The organism is Streptomyces flavofungini, assembly GCF_030388665.1.
Taxonomy (GTDB): Bacteria; Actinomycetota; Actinomycetes; order Streptomycetales; family Streptomycetaceae; genus Streptomyces; species Streptomyces flavofungini_A.
Map to the genome: position 1 here is coordinate 4,924,041 of NZ_CP128846.1, position 15,183 is coordinate 4,939,223.

Here is a 15,183-nt window from a genome sequence, read left to right on the forward strand (position 1 = left end):
ACCGGCGGGAGCCGCGCGCCGGGCGCCGGCGCGCACGGAGGGAACCGGGCCCGGAGCCGCGCCGTCACAATGACATGTACAAGCAGCGTGTGACCCAGACCCTCACCGTCCTCGCCGCCGCCGGGCTGCTCGCGGCCTGCGGCTCTGAGTCCGGCTCCGGCGACGGCGGCTCCGACAAGGCCGGACCGGGCAACTCAGGCTCCGGCAAGGGCGGCGGCTCGGACTCGTCCCTGACCGGAGTCCGCTGGAACGTCGAAAGCCTCACGGTCGACGGCAAGAAGAAGACGGCCCCGAACGGCGCCTATGTGAAGTTCGGCGGCAAGGGCACCGCCGCGGGCAACTTCGGCTGCAACGGCTACGGAGCCAAGGCCTCCGTCGACGGCGACACCGTCCACTTCGAACCCGGGCAGCACACCCAGATGGCCTGCGACGCGCTCGACTTCGAGAAGAGCCTCGCCCGCGCCATGGACGGGAAGCTCAAGGCCCGGGTGGACGACGAACGCCTGACGCTCACCACCGCCGAAGGCGACCGCATCGCCTTCAGCGCCGAGGCCGGGGCGCCGCTGAAGGGCACCGAGTGGACGGTGACCTCCGTCGGCACCGGAGACACCACGACCTCCCTGCCCAAGGGCCTGAACGACAAGATCAAGCTCACCTTCACCAAGGACGGCGCGGTCCGCGGCAACCTCGGCTGCAACGACGTCACCGCGAACGCGGCCGCCGCCGACGGCAAGATCACCCTGGGCCGGCCCCGCGTCACCCGCAAGATGTGCCCCGGCGACGTCATGCCGACCGAGCGCGCCCTCCTGAAGCTCTTCGGCGGCAAGGCCTCCTACGAGCTCGACCACCGCACCCTCACCCTCACCGCGCCGGACGGCAGGACGACGGCCAAGGCCCAGGCCCCGGCGGCCTGACCCGGCGGCGGCTCCCGCGACCTCACCGGCGCAGGCCCGCCGGGGCGGCACCGAAGCCCGGCGGGCCCCGGCGAACGGGATGATTCGGACTCGTATGAAGACACGAAGTCCTCCTGGGCGGCGCGGGCGCGGCGGAGGCCGGGAAGGGCGCTCCAGCGGTGCGCCGCTGTTCAGGAGGGCTTCGTAGGATCGCCACAAGGGGTACTCAGGAAGCCGCCCGCGCCAGGGGCGCGCTCACGTTCCGTACAGGCTCCGTATCCCCAATTCGGACCAGTGGTCGATCTCGCCTACACTCGGTGGCGTGCCACGTGGTGACGGTCGACTCAATCACGATCTGCTCCCCGGCGAGAAAGGCCCCCAGGACGCTTGTGGCGTCTTCGGTGTCTGGGCTCCGGGTGAAGAGGTCGCAAAGCTCACGTACTTCGGGCTCTACGCCCTCCAGCATCGGGGCCAGGAATCCGCGGGAATCGCGGTCAGCAACGGCTCCCAGATCCTCGTCTTCAAGGACATGGGACTCGTCTCCCAGGTCTTCGACGAGACCTCCCTCAGTTCTCTCCAGGGACACATCGCGGTCGGTCACGCCCGCTACTCCACTACGGGAGCGTCCGTCTGGGAGAACGCCCAGCCCACCTTCCGCGCCACGGCCCACGGCTCCATCGCCCTCGGCCACAACGGCAACCTGGTCAACACGGCGCAGCTCGCCGAGATGGTCGCCGACCTGCCCAAGCAGGAGGGCCGCACCACGCGCGTGGCGGCCACCAACGACACCGACCTGCTCACGGCACTGCTCGCCGCGCAGACGGACGCCGACGGCAAGCCGCTGACCATAGAGGAAGCCGCCGGTGTGGTGCTTCCCCAGGTCCAGGGCGCCTTCAGCCTCGTCTTCATGGACGAGCACACGCTGTACGCCGGACGCGACCCGCAGGGCATCCGCCCGCTCGTCCTCGGCCGCCTCGAGCGCGGCTGGGTCGTCGCCTCCGAGAGCGCCGCCCTGGACATCTGCGGCGCCGCCTACGTCCGCGAGATCGAGCCGGGCGAGTTCATCGCCATCGACGAGAACGGCCTGCGAACGTCCCGATTCGCTGAAGCGAAGCCCAAGGGCTGTGTCTTCGAGTACGTGTACCTGGCTCGCCCCGACACCGACATCGCGGGCCGCAACGTCTATCTCTCGCGCGTCGAGATGGGCCGCAGGCTCGCCGAGGAAGCCCCGGTCGAAGCCGACCTGGTGATAGCGACGCCGGAGTCCGGCACGCCCGCCGCCATCGGCTACGCGGAAGCCTCCGGCATCCCCTTCGGCGCCGGACTGGTCAAGAACGCCTACGTCGGCCGGACCTTCATCCAGCCCTCGCAGACCATCCGCCAGCTCGGCATCAGGCTGAAGCTGAACCCCCTCAAGGAAGTCATCAAGGGCAAGCGCCTGGTGGTCGTCGACGACTCGATCGTCCGCGGCAACACCCAGCGCGCCCTGGTCAAGATGCTCCGCGAGGCCGGCGCCGCCGAGGTCCACATCCGGATCTCCTCGCCGCCCGTGAAGTGGCCGTGCTTCTTCGGCATCGACTTCGCCACCCGCGCCGAACTCATCGCCAACGGCATGAGCATCGAGGAGATCGGCACGTCCCTCGGCGCCGACTCGCTCTCCTACATCTCCATCGACGGCATGATCGAGGCCACCACCATCGACAAGCCGAACCTCTGCCGCGCCTGCTTCGACGGCGAGTACCCGATGGACCTGCCCGACCCGGAACTCCTCGGCAAGCAGCTCCTGGAGACCGAGCTGGCGGCCGGCCCGGCGGCCACGGCAGCGGCCGACGCGATCCGTCGCCCCTGAGCCCCGTCATCCAACCCGAAAGATCCCAGGCAATGTCTGAGACAACTGGTGCTTCCTACGCTGCGGCAGGCGTGGACATCGAAGCCGGCGACCGCGCCGTCGAGCTGATGAAGGAGTGGGTCAAGAAGACCCAGCGTCCCGAGGTCGCGGGCCTCGGCGGCCTCGGCGGCTTCGCCGGCCTCTTCGACGCCTCCGCCCTCAAGCGCTTCGACCGCCCGCTGCTCGCCTCCGCCACGGACGGCGTGGGTACGAAGGTCGACCTCGCGCGCAAGCTCGGCGTGTACGACACGATCGGCCACGACCTCGTCGGCATGGTCGTCGACGACATCGTCGTGTGCGGTGCCGAGCCGCTGTTCATGACCGACTACATCTGCGTCGGCAAGGTCCACCCCGAGCGCGTCGCCGCGATCGTCAAGGGCATCGCCGAGGGCTGCGTCCTCGCGGGCTGCTCCCTCGTCGGCGGCGAGACCGCCGAGCACCCGGGCCTGCTCGGCCCGGACGACTTCGACGTGGCGGGCGCGGGCACCGGTGCCGTGGAGGCCGACCGCGTGCTCGGCGCCGATCGCATCCGTAAGGGTGACGCGGTCATCGCCATGGAGTCCTCGGGTCTTCACTCCAACGGGTACTCGCTGGTGCGGCACGTCCTCTTCGACCGCGCCGGGATGTCCCTGGAGCAGGAGGTCGAGGAGTTCGGCCGCACGCTCGGCGAGGAGCTCCTGGAGCCCACCAAGATCTACTCCCTGGACTGTCTGGCGCTGATCCGCACGGCCGAGGTGCACGCCTTCAGCCACATCACCGGCGGCGGCCTCGCGGCGAACCTCGCCCGGGTCGTCCCGGACGGCCTGCACGCCACCGTGGACCGCTCCACGTGGACGCCGGGCGCGGTCTTCGACCTGGTCGGCCGCGCGGGCCGGGTCGAGCGCCTGGAGCTGGAGAAGACCCTGAACATGGGCGTCGGCATGATCGCCGTCGTGCCCCAGGAGTCGGTCGACGTGGCCCTCACGACCCTCGCCGACCGCGGGGTGGGCGCCTGGGTCGCGGGCGAGATCACCGACCGCGGTGACCGCGCGAGCGGCGCCGAACTCACCGGCGACTACGCGAAGTAGCCCCGACGCGGTCCCATGGACAGCACAAAACCCGGTCCGGCGGTGTTACCACCCCGGACCGGGTGAAGTGCGATCGCTGTCAGAACGGCGCGATTGGCGCGAACTCAGCTTCGTGCGGCTACCGCGAGGTCAAGCGCCGCGGCGCTGCGACGAGGGACCGGACTGGTCGTCCTCGTCTTCCTCGTCGTCGTTGTACAGATCCGCGTACTGCGCGTACGGGTCGTCTTCCTCGTCCTCGTCCTCGAACGGCTCGCCATTCGGCGGCTGCTGCGAAGTCGAAGCGCCCAGCTCATTGGCCAGACGCGACAGGTCAGTCCCGCCGCTGTTGTACTTCAGCTGGCGGGCGACCTTTGTCTGCTTGGCCTTGGCCCGGCCGCGCCCCATGGCTCGACCCCCTCGGTATCGGGGCTTCATGGCCCCAGAGTCTTGACACGCGTTCATGATCTAGAACGGACTCTCCATGGAGAGACCGGTCCGTAGGGCTTCCACGGTACCTGCTCCTGCGGCCATACGGTACGTCGCCCGCAGGACGCGCCTAGGCGCACGACTGGCAAGGTGCCCTTCCCTCGCTGGTCAGCTGCGATTTTAACCTCTTCTTGGCGGGCGACCCGCCGACGGGGGTGAGTCTTGTCTCCCGAGGGCGTCGGCGGGCCGTGGTCCGGCGTCGAATCGGCGCTTTCCGCGCACGTTCCGTCGGGTGCGCGTCAGCGGTGCGTCACGGGCGGCGGGCCTCCGCGATGCGCTGCTCGGCGATCCTGTCGGCCGCCGCGGCGGGCGGAATCCCGTCCTGCTTCGCACGTGCGAATATGGTCAGCGTGGTGTCGAAGATCTTCGACGCCTTCGCCTTGCAGCGCTCGAAGTCGAAGCCGCGCAGCTCGTCGGCGACCTGGATGACACCGCCCGCGTTCACCACGTAGTCGGGCGCGTAGAGGATCCCGCGGTCGGCGAGGTCCTTCTCGACGCCGGGGTGTTCGAGCTGGTTGTTGGCCGCGCCGCACACCACCTTCGCGGTGAGCAGGGGCACGGTCGTGTCGTTCAGGGCGCCGCCGAGCGCGCACGGGGCGTACACGTCCAGGCCCTCGGTGCGGATCAGGGTCTCGGTGTCGGCGACCGCGGTGACCTCGGGGTGCTTGCTGGTGACGCGGAGCAGGGAGTCCTCGCGCACATCGGTGATCACGACCTCGGCGCCGTCCTCCAGGAGGTGCTCCACGAGGATGTGGCCGACCTTGCCGACGCCCGCGACGCCGACCTTGCGGCCGCGCAGCGTGGGGTCGCCCCACAGGTGCTGGGCGGAGGCCCGCATGCCCTGGAAGACACCGAAGGCGGTGAGCACCGAGGAGTCGCCGGCGCCGCCGTGCTCCGGGGAGCGCCCGGTGGTCCAGCGGCACTCGCGCGCGACGACGTCCATGTCCGCGACGTACGTGCCGACGTCGCAGGCCGTCACATAACGGCCGCCGAGCGAGGCCACGAAGCGGCCGTAGGCGAGCAGCAGTTCCTCGCTCTTGATCCGGTCCGGGTCACCGATGATGACCGCCTTGCCGCCGCCGTGGTCGAGCCCGGCCATGGCGTTCTTGTACGACATCCCGCGCGCGAGGTTCAGGGCGTCGGCGACGGCCTCTTCCTCGGTGGCGTAGGGGTAGAAGCGCGTGCCGCCGAGGGCGGGGCCCAGGGCGGTGGAGTGGATGGCGATGACGGCCTTGAGGCCGCTGGCGCGGTCCTGGCAGAGCACGACCTGCTCGTGGCCCCCTTGTTCCGAGTGGAACAGGGTGTGCAGGACGCCGTCGGTTACATCGGTCACGGTGGTGACTCCCGGTTGCGTAGCGGCGGTTGGGCGGGGTTCCCGTGCGGGTGGCGGGCCCCGTTTGCCATGAGAGTAGAGCCTCGTGGTGCCCGGGCGCCGCACGGTGGCCGGCATGACTCTGTCCGGTCCCCGCGCGGGTCACTCTCGCGGGCCGCAGGACGGAGTACGGCACTGTTCGGCCATGGCACGATTTGCAGTGTTTTCCAGCCGCTGCGCGGGGGAGGGGAGGAGCCGTGCCCAAGGTGTCCTCGGTGATCGTCCCGTACGCGTCGTACCTGCGTGTGTATGAGCCCCTGGCGGCTTTCCCTGAGCCCGAGCGCGGCCACTGGGCGCGCTACGCCCGCCGCCGGGACCGCCCCTCGTACCAGGACGAACTCCGCCGCTCCCTGGCCGATCTCGTGCCCACGCCGCCCGTTCCGGTGCCGGTGCACGAGAGCGGCGAGGCGTTCGTGGTGGAGACGGACGGCGTGGTGTGCGTCTGCCCCTGGCGGACCCGGCTGCGCGGCTGGCAGGCCCTCGGCGCTCTCGGCGGCCAGCTGCCCCCGCCGGTCCTCGACGCGGTCCTGCCGCCGGTGGTGCGCCGCCAGGCCGCCGCGGACTACGAGCAGTGGCTGGCCCGCAACCCGGACGCGCGCCCCTGGATCCGCACGGCGACCTGGCACGTGCCGCTGAACTGGTTCGTCCTCGTCACGGACGAGGAGCGGCTGTACGAGCCCGGGGGCGCCGAGGGCGAGGAGACGTCCGCGGGGTCCGGGGGGCCGGTGCTGCGGTACCGCACGCCGATGGTGCAGGCGCGGCGCCGGGTGGCGCGGGGCCTGAAGGCGCTGCGGGACGCGATGGACGAGGGGCCGCTCATCGACGGCCTGGTGGACGTCGGGCGGTGGCTGGAGGAGTTCCACCCGCGCTCCCTGGTGGAGCTCGACTACGGCGGCCTGGTGCACGCGGTGCCGGAGGAGCTGCTCGACGAGGACCACTCGGCGGCGGACGTGGCGGCCGGGATCGAGGCGCTGCGGGCCGGTGACGGGGTGGGGGCCGGCGAGGCGTATGCGAGGCTCGTGGAGCGCTGGCGCGCGGTGCGGGAGCGGCAGTTCTCGAACTGAACGCCGTTCGGACCTCCGACTGAGCGACGCCGGTCCCCGACCGGTGCGGCGCTCCGGCCTGCTCTCATGGAGAGCGCTTGTCCCGGTGCCGGGACGTAGGTCCCGATCCGGGCCTTTGCCTCAAGCGTGATGGACCGCACTTAAGTCACCCTTGCGCCGATCGGCCTTCCTCATGCCAAAATAGGACAAGGAGTCCGGAGAGGGCTCCTTCCGTTCAACTATGGGCGGAATGCTCTGCATTGCACGCTATGGGGGGTCTGTTGACTCCTGATCGCTCTGTGACTGATCGTCACTGTGGCGTGACTGTCCGCTATGGCATGGTCCATCGGCTTCCGTCGCTGATGGACACCTGGGAGGGCAATTCCATCGGTTTGGCCGACGCGGCTGGACGGATGGTGTAGTTGTAGTGCCGAGGACAAGCCGTTCGTCCTATAACCGACTCGACTCGCGTCCGCCATTTCGGGCAACGCGGGTCAAGGTGCAGAATTTAGAGGAATGAACCGAGAAGGTTCGGTTCTCCCGAGGAGGCCGCTCATGACCGCTCGCACCCCTGATGCCGAGCCGCTGCTGACCCCGGCTGAGGTCGCCACGATGTTCCGCGTCGACCCGAAGACGGTCACGCGCTGGGCCAAGGCTGGCAAGCTCACGTCGATTCGCACGCTCGGCGGGCACCGCCGTTACCGCGAGGCTGAGGTCCGCGCCCTGCTGGCGGGTATCCCCCAGCAGCGCAGCGAGGCCTGAGCACGGCGTTTGTGAACTAAGCAGCAATAAGCAGTACACATCGGATGATGAGCTCGACCGCTGCCGGGTCCCCCAACCTGGCCGTAACGTCCGACATATAGCTACACGCGACACGGGACCCGCCCCAACGGGCCCCACGCCTGATCGTTCTGGGTGCGTCGTTGATCGCGCTGGACTCCGCCGGGTCCAGCGCGATTTTTCATGCCCGCGTGCCCCCTGGCGGCCCCCGCCGGCCGCCGTCCCCCGGCTGGGTGCGCGCTGTTGGGGGCCTCTGTGAGCCGTCCTGTTGATCCCTGGGGGACCCTGTCGGGCGAGCCGTACGGGGTCGGGGGGCACGCCGTCAAGGCGGCGCGTCAGGTGGTGCAATTGCACATATTAGATTGACCTGTTGTAGGGCAGGTGTAAGTTCCGGGGTTTCCAAAACTCGTTCGGTGACTACCGTCACACGAACCGTGGCTTGTTGCCCTGACTGCCCGTGCGCTAAAGGGGCGAAGCGCGCCGACACCGGGACGACTCCCCCGGAGAGCGCTCCCGCTCTCCGCTCAGCTTCCCACTGGACGGGTGGGGCGCGCCTCGGCTTTGGTCATGCCTTGGGAGGACTTTCGTCCGCGCGTTGCTCAACGGCCTCATGGGCCTCAGAGGCCTCGGCGGCCTCTGGGGCGCCCTCCATCTCCGGGGCGGCCTCCGCGCCCTTCTCCGGGGCTTCCTCCGGGGTGTCGCGCGGGTCGCCGGAGGGTTCCATGGCGAGGCGCAGGAGTTGGTGGCAGATGGGACAGTGCCGGGTCAGGTGGCGGTAGCTGGTGGCTGCCGCGAGATGGGCGCGCAGCAGCGCGCGGGTCTCGTGCCGTGCGGACGCGGGGTATGCGGGCATGCGCCACCTCCTCGGGAGCGTGCGGCTCGCTCCCTGTTGTCTGGGGTACCGGCGGAATGTGACGCCGTCAACCCCGCTGCGCACGGGCACGACGCAGGGGGCCCGCCCCCTCGCGGGGTGCGGGCCTGAACGCGAAAACGGGCCGCATCCTCATCGGATGCGGCCCGCTCTCCTTCACTGCGGTCCTGACGGGATTTGAACCCGCGGCCTCCACCTTGACAGGGTGGCGAGCACTCCAAACTGCTCCACAGGACCAGGTTTCGCAGCTCCGATTGTTGCTCTGGGCTGCGAGAAAAGACTGTACAGGAGGTCGGCTCCCTGGTCGAACTCGCTCTGGGTGAGCGGCTGGTTACAGCCGTGCGGCCGGAGGGGGCTCAGGGAGCGGCGGCGTCGATGGCCTTCACGATGCGTTTGTCCGAGACGGGGTACGCCGTGCCGAGGGCGTGCGCGAAGTAGCTGACGCGCAGCTCCTCGATCATCCAGCGGATGTCCAGGACCTCGCGCGGCACGGGCCGCCCCTGCGGCAGCTGCTCCAGGAGCCAGGCGTACTCGTCGCGCATCTCGCGGACCTTCTCCATGCGCGTGGTGTCCCGCTGGACGCTCGTCGGCATCTGCTGGAGCCTGCGGTCCGCGGCGACCAGGTAGCGCATCAGGTCGGGCAGCCTGCGCAGCCCCGTCTCCGTGACGAAGCCGGGCTTGATGAGGGCGTCGAGCTGCTCCCGCACGTCCGCGAGGTTCGCGAGCAGCGCCGGGCTCCTGGTGGACTTCAGGCGCCGCTCGCAGGCCTGCCAGGCGGCGAGGACCTGCTGGACCTGCGCGACGGCGTGCACGGTCGTGTCGACGATCTCGGCGCGCACCTTCTCGTACAGCTTGCGGTACGACTCCTCGTCCCACGCGGGCCCGCCGAAGTCCGCGATGAGCTTGTCCGCTGCGGCCCGCGCGCAGTCGTCGAAGAGGGCCTGCATGGAGCCGTGCGGATTCGCCGACAGGGCGAGCTTCTGGGCGTTGGTGAGCTTGTCCTGGGCGAACTTGGCCGGATTGACCGGGATGTTGCGCAGGATGAGGCGGCGGGTGCCCCGCCACATCGCGCCCGTCTGCTCCGCCTCGGTGTCGAAGAGGCGTACGGAGACGGTGTCGCCGTCGTCGACCAGGGCCGGGAAGGCCTTCACGGGCTGGCCCGCCCGCCGGGTCTCGAAGACGCGGGAGAGCGTGCCGATGGTCCAGTCCGTGAGGCCGGTGCGCTCCACGGACTCCCCGCCCGAGCGCTCGGCCGTCGCGGCGGCCGCCTGTGACAGGGCCTTGCGGGCCTTCGGCTTGAGCCGGAGCTTCAGGGCCTCGAGGTCCTTGTCCTCGGCGAGCTTGCGGCGCCGCTCGTCGGTGATCCGGAACGTGATCTTCAAGTGGTCCGGTACGCGGCTCAGGTCGAAGTCGTCGCCGTGCACGGGCACGCCGACCATCTTCTGCAGCTCGCGCCCGAGCGTGACGTGCAGCGGCTCCTGGAGGGGGGTGGCCCGCTGCAGGAACTCCTTGGCGTAGTTGGGCGCGGGGACGTAGTGGCGGCGGATCGGCTTCGGCAGGGAGCGGATCAGCTCGGTGACGACCTCCTCGCGCAGGCCGGGGATCTGCCAGTCGAAGCCGTCGGGCGAGACCTGGTTGAGCACCTGGAGCGGGATGTGGACGGTCACGCCGTCCGCGTCCGCGCCCGGCTCGAACTGGTACGTCACCCTGAACTTCAGCGGCCCCTGGCGCCAGCTGTCCGGATAGTCGTTCTTCGACACGTCGCCCGCGCGCTCGTTGATGAGCATCGACCGCTCGAAGTCGAGCAGCTCGGAGGCTGCGCCTCCTTCTTGGAGCTTCTTCTTCCACCAGGAGTCGAAGTGCGCCCCCGACACCACGTGCTCGGGCACCCGCTGGTCGTAGAAGTCGAACAGGGTCTCGTCGTCGACGAGGATGTCGCGGCGCCGGGCCCGGTGCTCCAGCTCCTCGACCTCGGTGAGCAGCCGGCGGTTGTCGGCGAAGAACTTGTGGTGCGTGCGCCAGTCACCCTCGACCAAGGCATTGCGAATGAAAAGTTCCCGGGAGACCTCGGGGTCGATCCGGCCGTAATTCACCTTGCGGTCGGTGACGATCGGGACGCCGTACAGCGTCACCTTCTCGTACGCCATGACGGCCGCCTGGTCCTTCTCCCAGTGCGGCTCGCTGTATGTGCGCTTGAGCAGGTGCTGGGCCAGCGGCTCGATCCACTCGGGCTCGATCCTCGCGTTGACGCGGGCCCACAGCCGGGACGTCTCGACCAGCTCGGCCGACATGATGAAGCGCGGGGGCTTCTTGAAGAGGGCCGAGCCGGGGAAGACCGCGAACTTGGCGCTCCGCGCGCCCAGGTACTCGTTCTTCGCGCCTTCTTTGACGTCCTTCATGCCGATGTGGGACAGCAGCCCGGCGAGCAGCGAGAGATGGACCTGCTTGTCGCCCGCGTCGTCGTCGTTCAGACGGACGCCGAGCTGCTTGGCCACCGTGCGCAGCTGGGTGTAGATGTCCTGCCACTCACGGATCCGCAGGAAGTTCAGATACTCGCGTTTGCACAAGCGGCGGAACGCGGAGGAGCCGAGCTCCTTCTGCTGCTCGCGGACGTACCGCCACAGGTTCAGATACGCGAGGAAGTCGGACGTCTCGTCCTTGAAGCGGGCGTGCTGCTGGTCGGCCTGCGTCTGCTTGTCGGCGGGGCGCTCGCGCGGGTCCTGGATGGACAGCGCGGCCGCGATCACCATGACCTCGCGCACACAGCCGTTCTTGTCGGCCTCCAGGACCATCCGGGCGAGCCGCGGGTCCACGGGCAGCTGGGCCAGCTTGCGGCCCTGCTGCGTGAGCCGCTTCTTCGGGTCCTTCTGGGTGGGGTCGAGGGCGCCGAGCTCCTGGAGGAGCTGCACGCCGTCGCGGATGTTGCGGTGGTCCGGCGGGTCGATGAAGGGGAACTTCTCGATGTCGCCGAGCCCGGCCGCGGTCATCTGCAGGATGACGGAGGCGAGGTTCGTGCGCAGGATCTCCGCGTCCGTGAACTCGGGGCGGGCGAGGAAGTCCTCCTCGCTGTACAGCCGGATGCAGATGCCGTCCGACGTACGGCCGCAGCGGCCCTTGCGCTGGTTGGCGCTGGCCTGGCTGATCGCCTCGATGGGCAGGCGCTGCACCTTCGTGCGGTGGCTGTAGCGGGAGATGCGGGCGGTGCCCGGGTCGATGACGTACTTGATGCCCGGGACCGTCAGGGACGTCTCGGCGACGTTGGTCGCCAGGACGATTCTTCGCGCTGTTCCTGCACCGGGCCGCTGGAACACGCGGTGCTGCTCGGCGTGCGACAGCCGGGCGTAGAGGGGGAGGACCTCGGTGAACCTGTAGTTCTTCTTGTTCAGCGCGTCCGCCGTGTCCCGGATCTCGCGCTCGCCGGACAGGAAGACCAGGATGTCGCCCTTGCCCTCGGCCTGGAGCTCCTCGACGGCGTCCGTGATCGCGGTGATCTGGTCGCGGTCGGGGTCGTCGTTGTCCTCTTCCAGGAGCGGGCGGTACCGCACCTCCACCGGATACGTCCGGCCGCTGACCTCGACGATCGGTGCGTCCCCGAAGTGGCGCGCGAAGCGCTCCGGGTCGATGGTCGCGGAGGTGATGACCACCTTCAGGTCCGGGCGCTTCGGCAGCAGCTGCGCGAGATAGCCGAGCAGGAAGTCGATGTTCAGGGACCGCTCGTGGGCCTCGTCGATGATGATCGTGTCGTACGCGCGCAGCTCGCGGTCCGTCTGGATCTCGGCGAGCAGGATGCCGTCCGTCATCAGCTTCACGTACGTGCCGTCGCTCACCTGGTCCGTGAAGCGGACCTTCCAGCCGACCGCCTCGCCGAGCGGCGTGTTCAGCTCGTCGGCCACCCGCTCCGCGACCGTGCGGGCCGCGAGGCGGCGCGGCTGCGTGTGCCCGATCAGGCCGCGCACGCCCCGGCCGAGCTCCAGACAGATCTTCGGGATCTGGGTCGTCTTGCCCGAGCCCGTCTCACCCGCGACGATCACGACCTGGTGGTCGCGGATCGCCTCGGCGATCTCGTCCTTCTTCTGGCTGACCGGCAGTTGCTCCGGATACGTGATCGCGGGCACGCCGGCGGCGCGGCCCGCCATGTGGGCCGCGGCCTTCTCGACGTCCGCCGCGATCTCCGCGAGAACGGCGGCGCGGGCCTCGGGCTTGCGGATCCGGCGCGCACCTTCGAGCCGCCTGCCGATCCGGTGCTCATCGCGCAGCGAGAGCTCCGTCAGGCGGGGGGCGAGGGCGTCGAGGGTGAGGGCGGGCTGCGTAGACATACGCGGTCCAGGATCTCACCCGGCGCTCGGGAACGGCCAACCGATTTCCCGTGGGGCACGGGGGAACACGTACGATTCCGGGCATGTGGTCCCGGGCCCGGCTTGCTTGGCGCCTCCTGGTGGGGGTGCTGGTCGTCGTGCTCGGGGTCGGGGTGCTGTGTGGCTCCGCGGGGGCTGCCGGGGCGACCGGGGTGTCTGGGGCGACCGGGGTGCCCGGGGCGATGGGGGTGCCCGGGGCGGTTGTGTCGTCCGGGGCTGTGTCGGCCGGGGGCACCGAAGCGCCGGTGTTCGTCGCCGAGCGCCAAGGCGTGCCCGGGTGCGGTCAGGGTGGCGACAAGGGTGACGTGCAGCGGCCCGCCGCGCCGCCGCGTTCCCCCACCTCCTACGAGCTGCTTCCCGCCCTCTACGACACCCGGGCCGGCACCTGCTCCTGGGTCGCCGACCAGGCCTTCCTGATCCTCTCGCCCGGCCGGGCGCCGCCCGCCCTGGTGCCGCCCTCGCCGATGGACCTCTCCGTTCTGCGTGTGTAGGAGGCCCCTGTCCCAGGGGCCCTCAGCCGCGTACGCGTACACGTACGCATCCCATGCATCTCACGCATCACACGCATCACACGCATCAGGAGAAGTGCATCAGCATGTCGTCATCCACGGGCAAGTCGTCCACGGGCAAGTCGTCCACGGGCAAGTCGTCCACGTCCACCAGCAAGGCCGCCGCCCGCGCCCAGCAGGCCGCGCGCGAGAAGGCCGCCGCCCGCAAGAAGAAGAACCTCGCCCTCGTCGCCGGTGTGGTCGTCGTCGCCGCGATCCTCGGCGTCGCCTCGTACACCGCCTCCAAGCCAGAGAAGGCGTCCACCGCCACCGCCGAGAAGTCCTCCGGCTCCGGCGAGACCGGCGCCTCCCCGCGCAAGGGCGTCTACCCCGAGCTGGCCGCCCTCGCCCGCCGTGACGCCAAGGACCCACTGGCCCAGGGCAAGGCCGACGCGCCTGTCGTCATGATCGAGTACGCCGACTTCAAGTGCGGCTTCTGCGGGAAGTTCGCCCGGGACACCGAGCCCGACCTGGTCGAGAAGTACGTCGAGGACGGCACCCTGCGCATCGAGTGGCGCAACTTCCCGATCTTCGGCGAGGACTCCGAGCGGGCCGCGCGCGGGGCCTGGGCGGCCGGCCGGCAGGGCAAGTTCTGGGAGTTCCACGAGGCCGCGTACGCGGACGGGGCCAAGGAGAAGGGCTTCGGGGACGGGCGGCTGAAGGAGCTGGCCCGGGAGGCCGGGGTCGGGGACGTCGAGCGGTTCGCCCGGGACGCCGGGAGCGATGCCGCTCGGGCCGCCGTGAAGAAGGACCAGGAGGAGGGGTACAAGCTCGGTGCCACCTCCACGCCGTCGTTCCTCGTGAACGGGCAGCCGATCGCGGGGGCGCAGCCGGACGCCGTGTTCGAGCAGGCCATCGACGCGGCGAAGGCAGAGGCGGCCGAGGGCAAGAAGAAGTGAGCGCCGACGTCGGGTACTTCGCCGCCTTCCTGGCGGGGTTGCTGGCCCTGGTGAGCCCGTGCAGCGCCTTGTTGCTGCCCGCCTTCTTCGCCTACTCGATCGACTCCACCTCGCGGCTCCTCGCCCGTACCGGGATCTTCTACGCCGGGCTCGCCACGACGCTGGTGCCGCTCGGCGCCGCCGGGTCCGTGGCCGGGCGGTTCTTCTTCGGGCACCGGGAGCAGTTGGTGTTCTGGGCCGGGTGGCTGATCATCGCGCTCGGTGTCGCGCAGGTGGTGGGCCTCGGGTTCGCCTCGCGGCGCATGGCCGAGCTGTCCGGGCGGATCCGGCCCACGACGGCTGTGTCGGTGTACGCGCTGGGGGCCGTGTACGGGCTCGCCGGGTTCTGCGCGGGGCCGATCCTCGGGAGCGTGCTGACCGTGGCGGCCGTGAGCGGGAGTCCCGTGTACGGGGGCGCTCTCCTCGCCGTGTACGCCCTGGGGATGGCTGTGCCGCTGTTCGTTCTCGCCGTGCTGTGGGAGCGGTTCGAGTTGGGGCGGCGGCGGTGGCTGCGGGGGCGGGTGTTCCGGGTGGGGCGCTTCGAGCTGCATACGACGTCGGTGCTGTCCGGGCTGTTCTTCGTGCTGCTCGGGGGGTTGTTCCTGGCGTACGACGGGGCTGCGGCCTTGCCGGGGTTGCTGGACGTGGACGACTCGTTCGCCGTGCAGGAGTGGGCGGGGCGGCTCGGGGACGCTGTGCCGGACTGGATGATGCTGGTGGGGGTCGTCGTGGTGGTGGGGGGTGTGGTGCTGCTTCGGCGCCGTCGGTCCGCCGCGGCTGAGGCTGACGTGTCTGGGTGACTGGGGGGATTCGGGTTGCGGTCCCTCGCCCTCGGTTCGGTTGTGGGGCGGGGCCGCGCCGGTATGTCCGTGCTCGCGTGTGTGGCCTGGTGAGTGTGCTGTGTGCGTTCGTCGTGGTCATCCGAGCTGCGCGCGGACATACCGGCACGTCCCCTCCGGTTCG

The 15,183-nt window shown here is 70.1% G+C and carries 12 protein-coding genes and 1 tRNA gene; 8 read left to right on the forward strand and 5 right to left on the reverse strand.

The genetic code is table 11. The features are described from left to right. Positions 1–89 precede the first annotated feature (89 nt). The 3 genes from QUY26_RS20730 (at position 90) to purM (ending at position 3,848) form a co-directional block, all read left to right on the forward strand. The gene (locus QUY26_RS20730) at positions 90–914 is read left to right on the forward strand and encodes an META domain-containing protein (protein WP_289948830.1); all 825 of its coding nucleotides are present in this window, start codon (positions 90–92) and stop codon (positions 912–914) included. 301 nt (positions 915–1,215) lie between these two features. Further along, positions 1,216–2,742 (forward strand): amidophosphoribosyltransferase, encoded by a 1,527-nt coding sequence (gene purF / locus QUY26_RS20735; protein ID WP_289948831.1) that lies wholly within the window; start codon positions 1,216–1,218, stop codon positions 2,740–2,742. A 32-nt stretch (positions 2,743–2,774) separates the two neighbouring features. Beyond that, positions 2,775–3,848 (forward strand): phosphoribosylformylglycinamidine cyclo-ligase, encoded by a 1,074-nt coding sequence (gene purM, locus QUY26_RS20740; RefSeq protein WP_289948833.1) that lies wholly within the window; start codon positions 2,775–2,777, stop codon positions 3,846–3,848. Between the two features lie 129 nt (positions 3,849–3,977). Here purM and QUY26_RS20745 read toward each other — a convergent pair whose 3' ends face one another. Together QUY26_RS20745 and QUY26_RS20750 are read right to left on the reverse strand one after the other, a co-directional pair. Further along, positions 3,978–4,232 carry a DUF3073 domain-containing protein gene (locus QUY26_RS20745; protein WP_289948836.1) on the reverse strand — a complete coding sequence of 85 codons (255 nt, stop codon included), beginning with the start codon at positions 4,230–4,232 and terminating at the stop codon, positions 3,978–3,980. Positions 4,233–4,563: 331 nt separating this feature from the next. Beyond that, a complete protein-coding gene (locus tag QUY26_RS20750; RefSeq protein WP_289948838.1) occupies positions 4,564–5,646 on the reverse strand; it encodes a Leu/Phe/Val dehydrogenase in 1,083 nt (360 codons plus the stop codon). Positions 5,647–5,882: 236 nt separating this feature from the next. Between QUY26_RS20750 and QUY26_RS20755 the strand changes: the two genes are divergently transcribed. Together QUY26_RS20755 and bldC are read left to right on the forward strand one after the other, a co-directional pair. Further along, the gene (locus tag QUY26_RS20755) at positions 5,883–6,749 is read left to right on the forward strand and encodes a hypothetical protein (RefSeq protein WP_289948851.1); all 867 of its coding nucleotides are present in this window, start codon (positions 5,883–5,885) and stop codon (positions 6,747–6,749) included. A gap of 534 nt (positions 6,750–7,283) precedes the next feature. Further along, positions 7,284–7,490 (forward strand): developmental transcriptional regulator BldC, encoded by a 207-nt coding sequence (bldC, locus tag QUY26_RS20760; RefSeq protein WP_003949541.1) that lies wholly within the window; start codon positions 7,284–7,286, stop codon positions 7,488–7,490. A gap of 583 nt (positions 7,491–8,073) precedes the next feature. Here bldC and QUY26_RS20765 read toward each other — a convergent pair. The 3 genes from QUY26_RS20765 to hrpA form a co-directional block, all read right to left on the reverse strand. Continuing rightward, the gene (locus QUY26_RS20765) at positions 8,074–8,361 is read right to left on the reverse strand and encodes a DUF6274 family protein (protein ID WP_289948852.1); all 288 of its coding nucleotides are present in this window, start codon (positions 8,359–8,361) and stop codon (positions 8,074–8,076) included. 180 nt (positions 8,362–8,541) lie between these two features. Next, positions 8,542–8,616, reverse strand: a tRNA-Asp gene (locus QUY26_RS20770). A gap of 119 nt (positions 8,617–8,735) precedes the next feature. After that, positions 8,736–12,695 (reverse strand): ATP-dependent RNA helicase HrpA, encoded by a 3,960-nt coding sequence (gene hrpA, locus QUY26_RS20775; RefSeq protein WP_289948854.1) that lies wholly within the window; start codon positions 12,693–12,695, stop codon positions 8,736–8,738. Positions 12,696–12,778: 83 nt separating this feature from the next. On the opposite strand from hrpA, the gene QUY26_RS20780 reads away from it, so the two are divergent. From QUY26_RS20780 to QUY26_RS20790, 3 genes are all read left to right on the forward strand, one after another. Next, a complete protein-coding gene (locus tag QUY26_RS20780; RefSeq protein WP_289948856.1) occupies positions 12,779–13,225 on the forward strand; it encodes a hypothetical protein in 447 nt (148 codons plus the stop codon). Between the two features lie 104 nt (positions 13,226–13,329). Beyond that, positions 13,330–14,181, forward strand: coding sequence for a DsbA family protein (locus QUY26_RS20785; protein WP_289948859.1), 852 nt, complete (start codon positions 13,330–13,332; stop codon positions 14,179–14,181). Further along, complete coding sequence (locus QUY26_RS20790; RefSeq protein WP_289948862.1) at positions 14,178–15,020, forward strand: cytochrome c biogenesis CcdA family protein; 843 nt, start codon at positions 14,178–14,180, stop codon at positions 15,018–15,020. Before QUY26_RS20785 ends, QUY26_RS20790 begins: the two co-directional genes overlap by 4 nt. Positions 15,021–15,183: the final 163 nt, after the last annotated feature.

Coding starts and splice junctions, on each gene's coding strand:
- QUY26_RS20745 (WP_289948836.1), bottom strand. CDS start 4,232: ATGGGGCGCGGCCGGGCCAAGGCCAAGCAGACAAAGGTCGCCCGCCAG.
- purM (WP_289948833.1), top strand. CDS start 2,775: ATGTCTGAGACAACTGGTGCTTCCTACGCTGCGGCAGGCGTGGACATC.
- QUY26_RS20780 (WP_289948856.1), top strand. CDS start 12,779: ATGTGGTCCCGGGCCCGGCTTGCTTGGCGCCTCCTGGTGGGGGTGCTG.
- QUY26_RS20765 (WP_289948852.1), bottom strand. CDS start 8,361: ATGCCCGCATACCCCGCGTCCGCACGGCACGAGACCCGCGCGCTGCTG.
- hrpA (WP_289948854.1), bottom strand. CDS start 12,695: ATGTCTACGCAGCCCGCCCTCACCCTCGACGCCCTCGCCCCCCGCCTG.
- bldC (WP_003949541.1), top strand. CDS start 7,284: ATGACCGCTCGCACCCCTGATGCCGAGCCGCTGCTGACCCCGGCTGAG.
- QUY26_RS20785 (WP_289948859.1), top strand. CDS start 13,330: ATGTCGTCATCCACGGGCAAGTCGTCCACGGGCAAGTCGTCCACGGGC.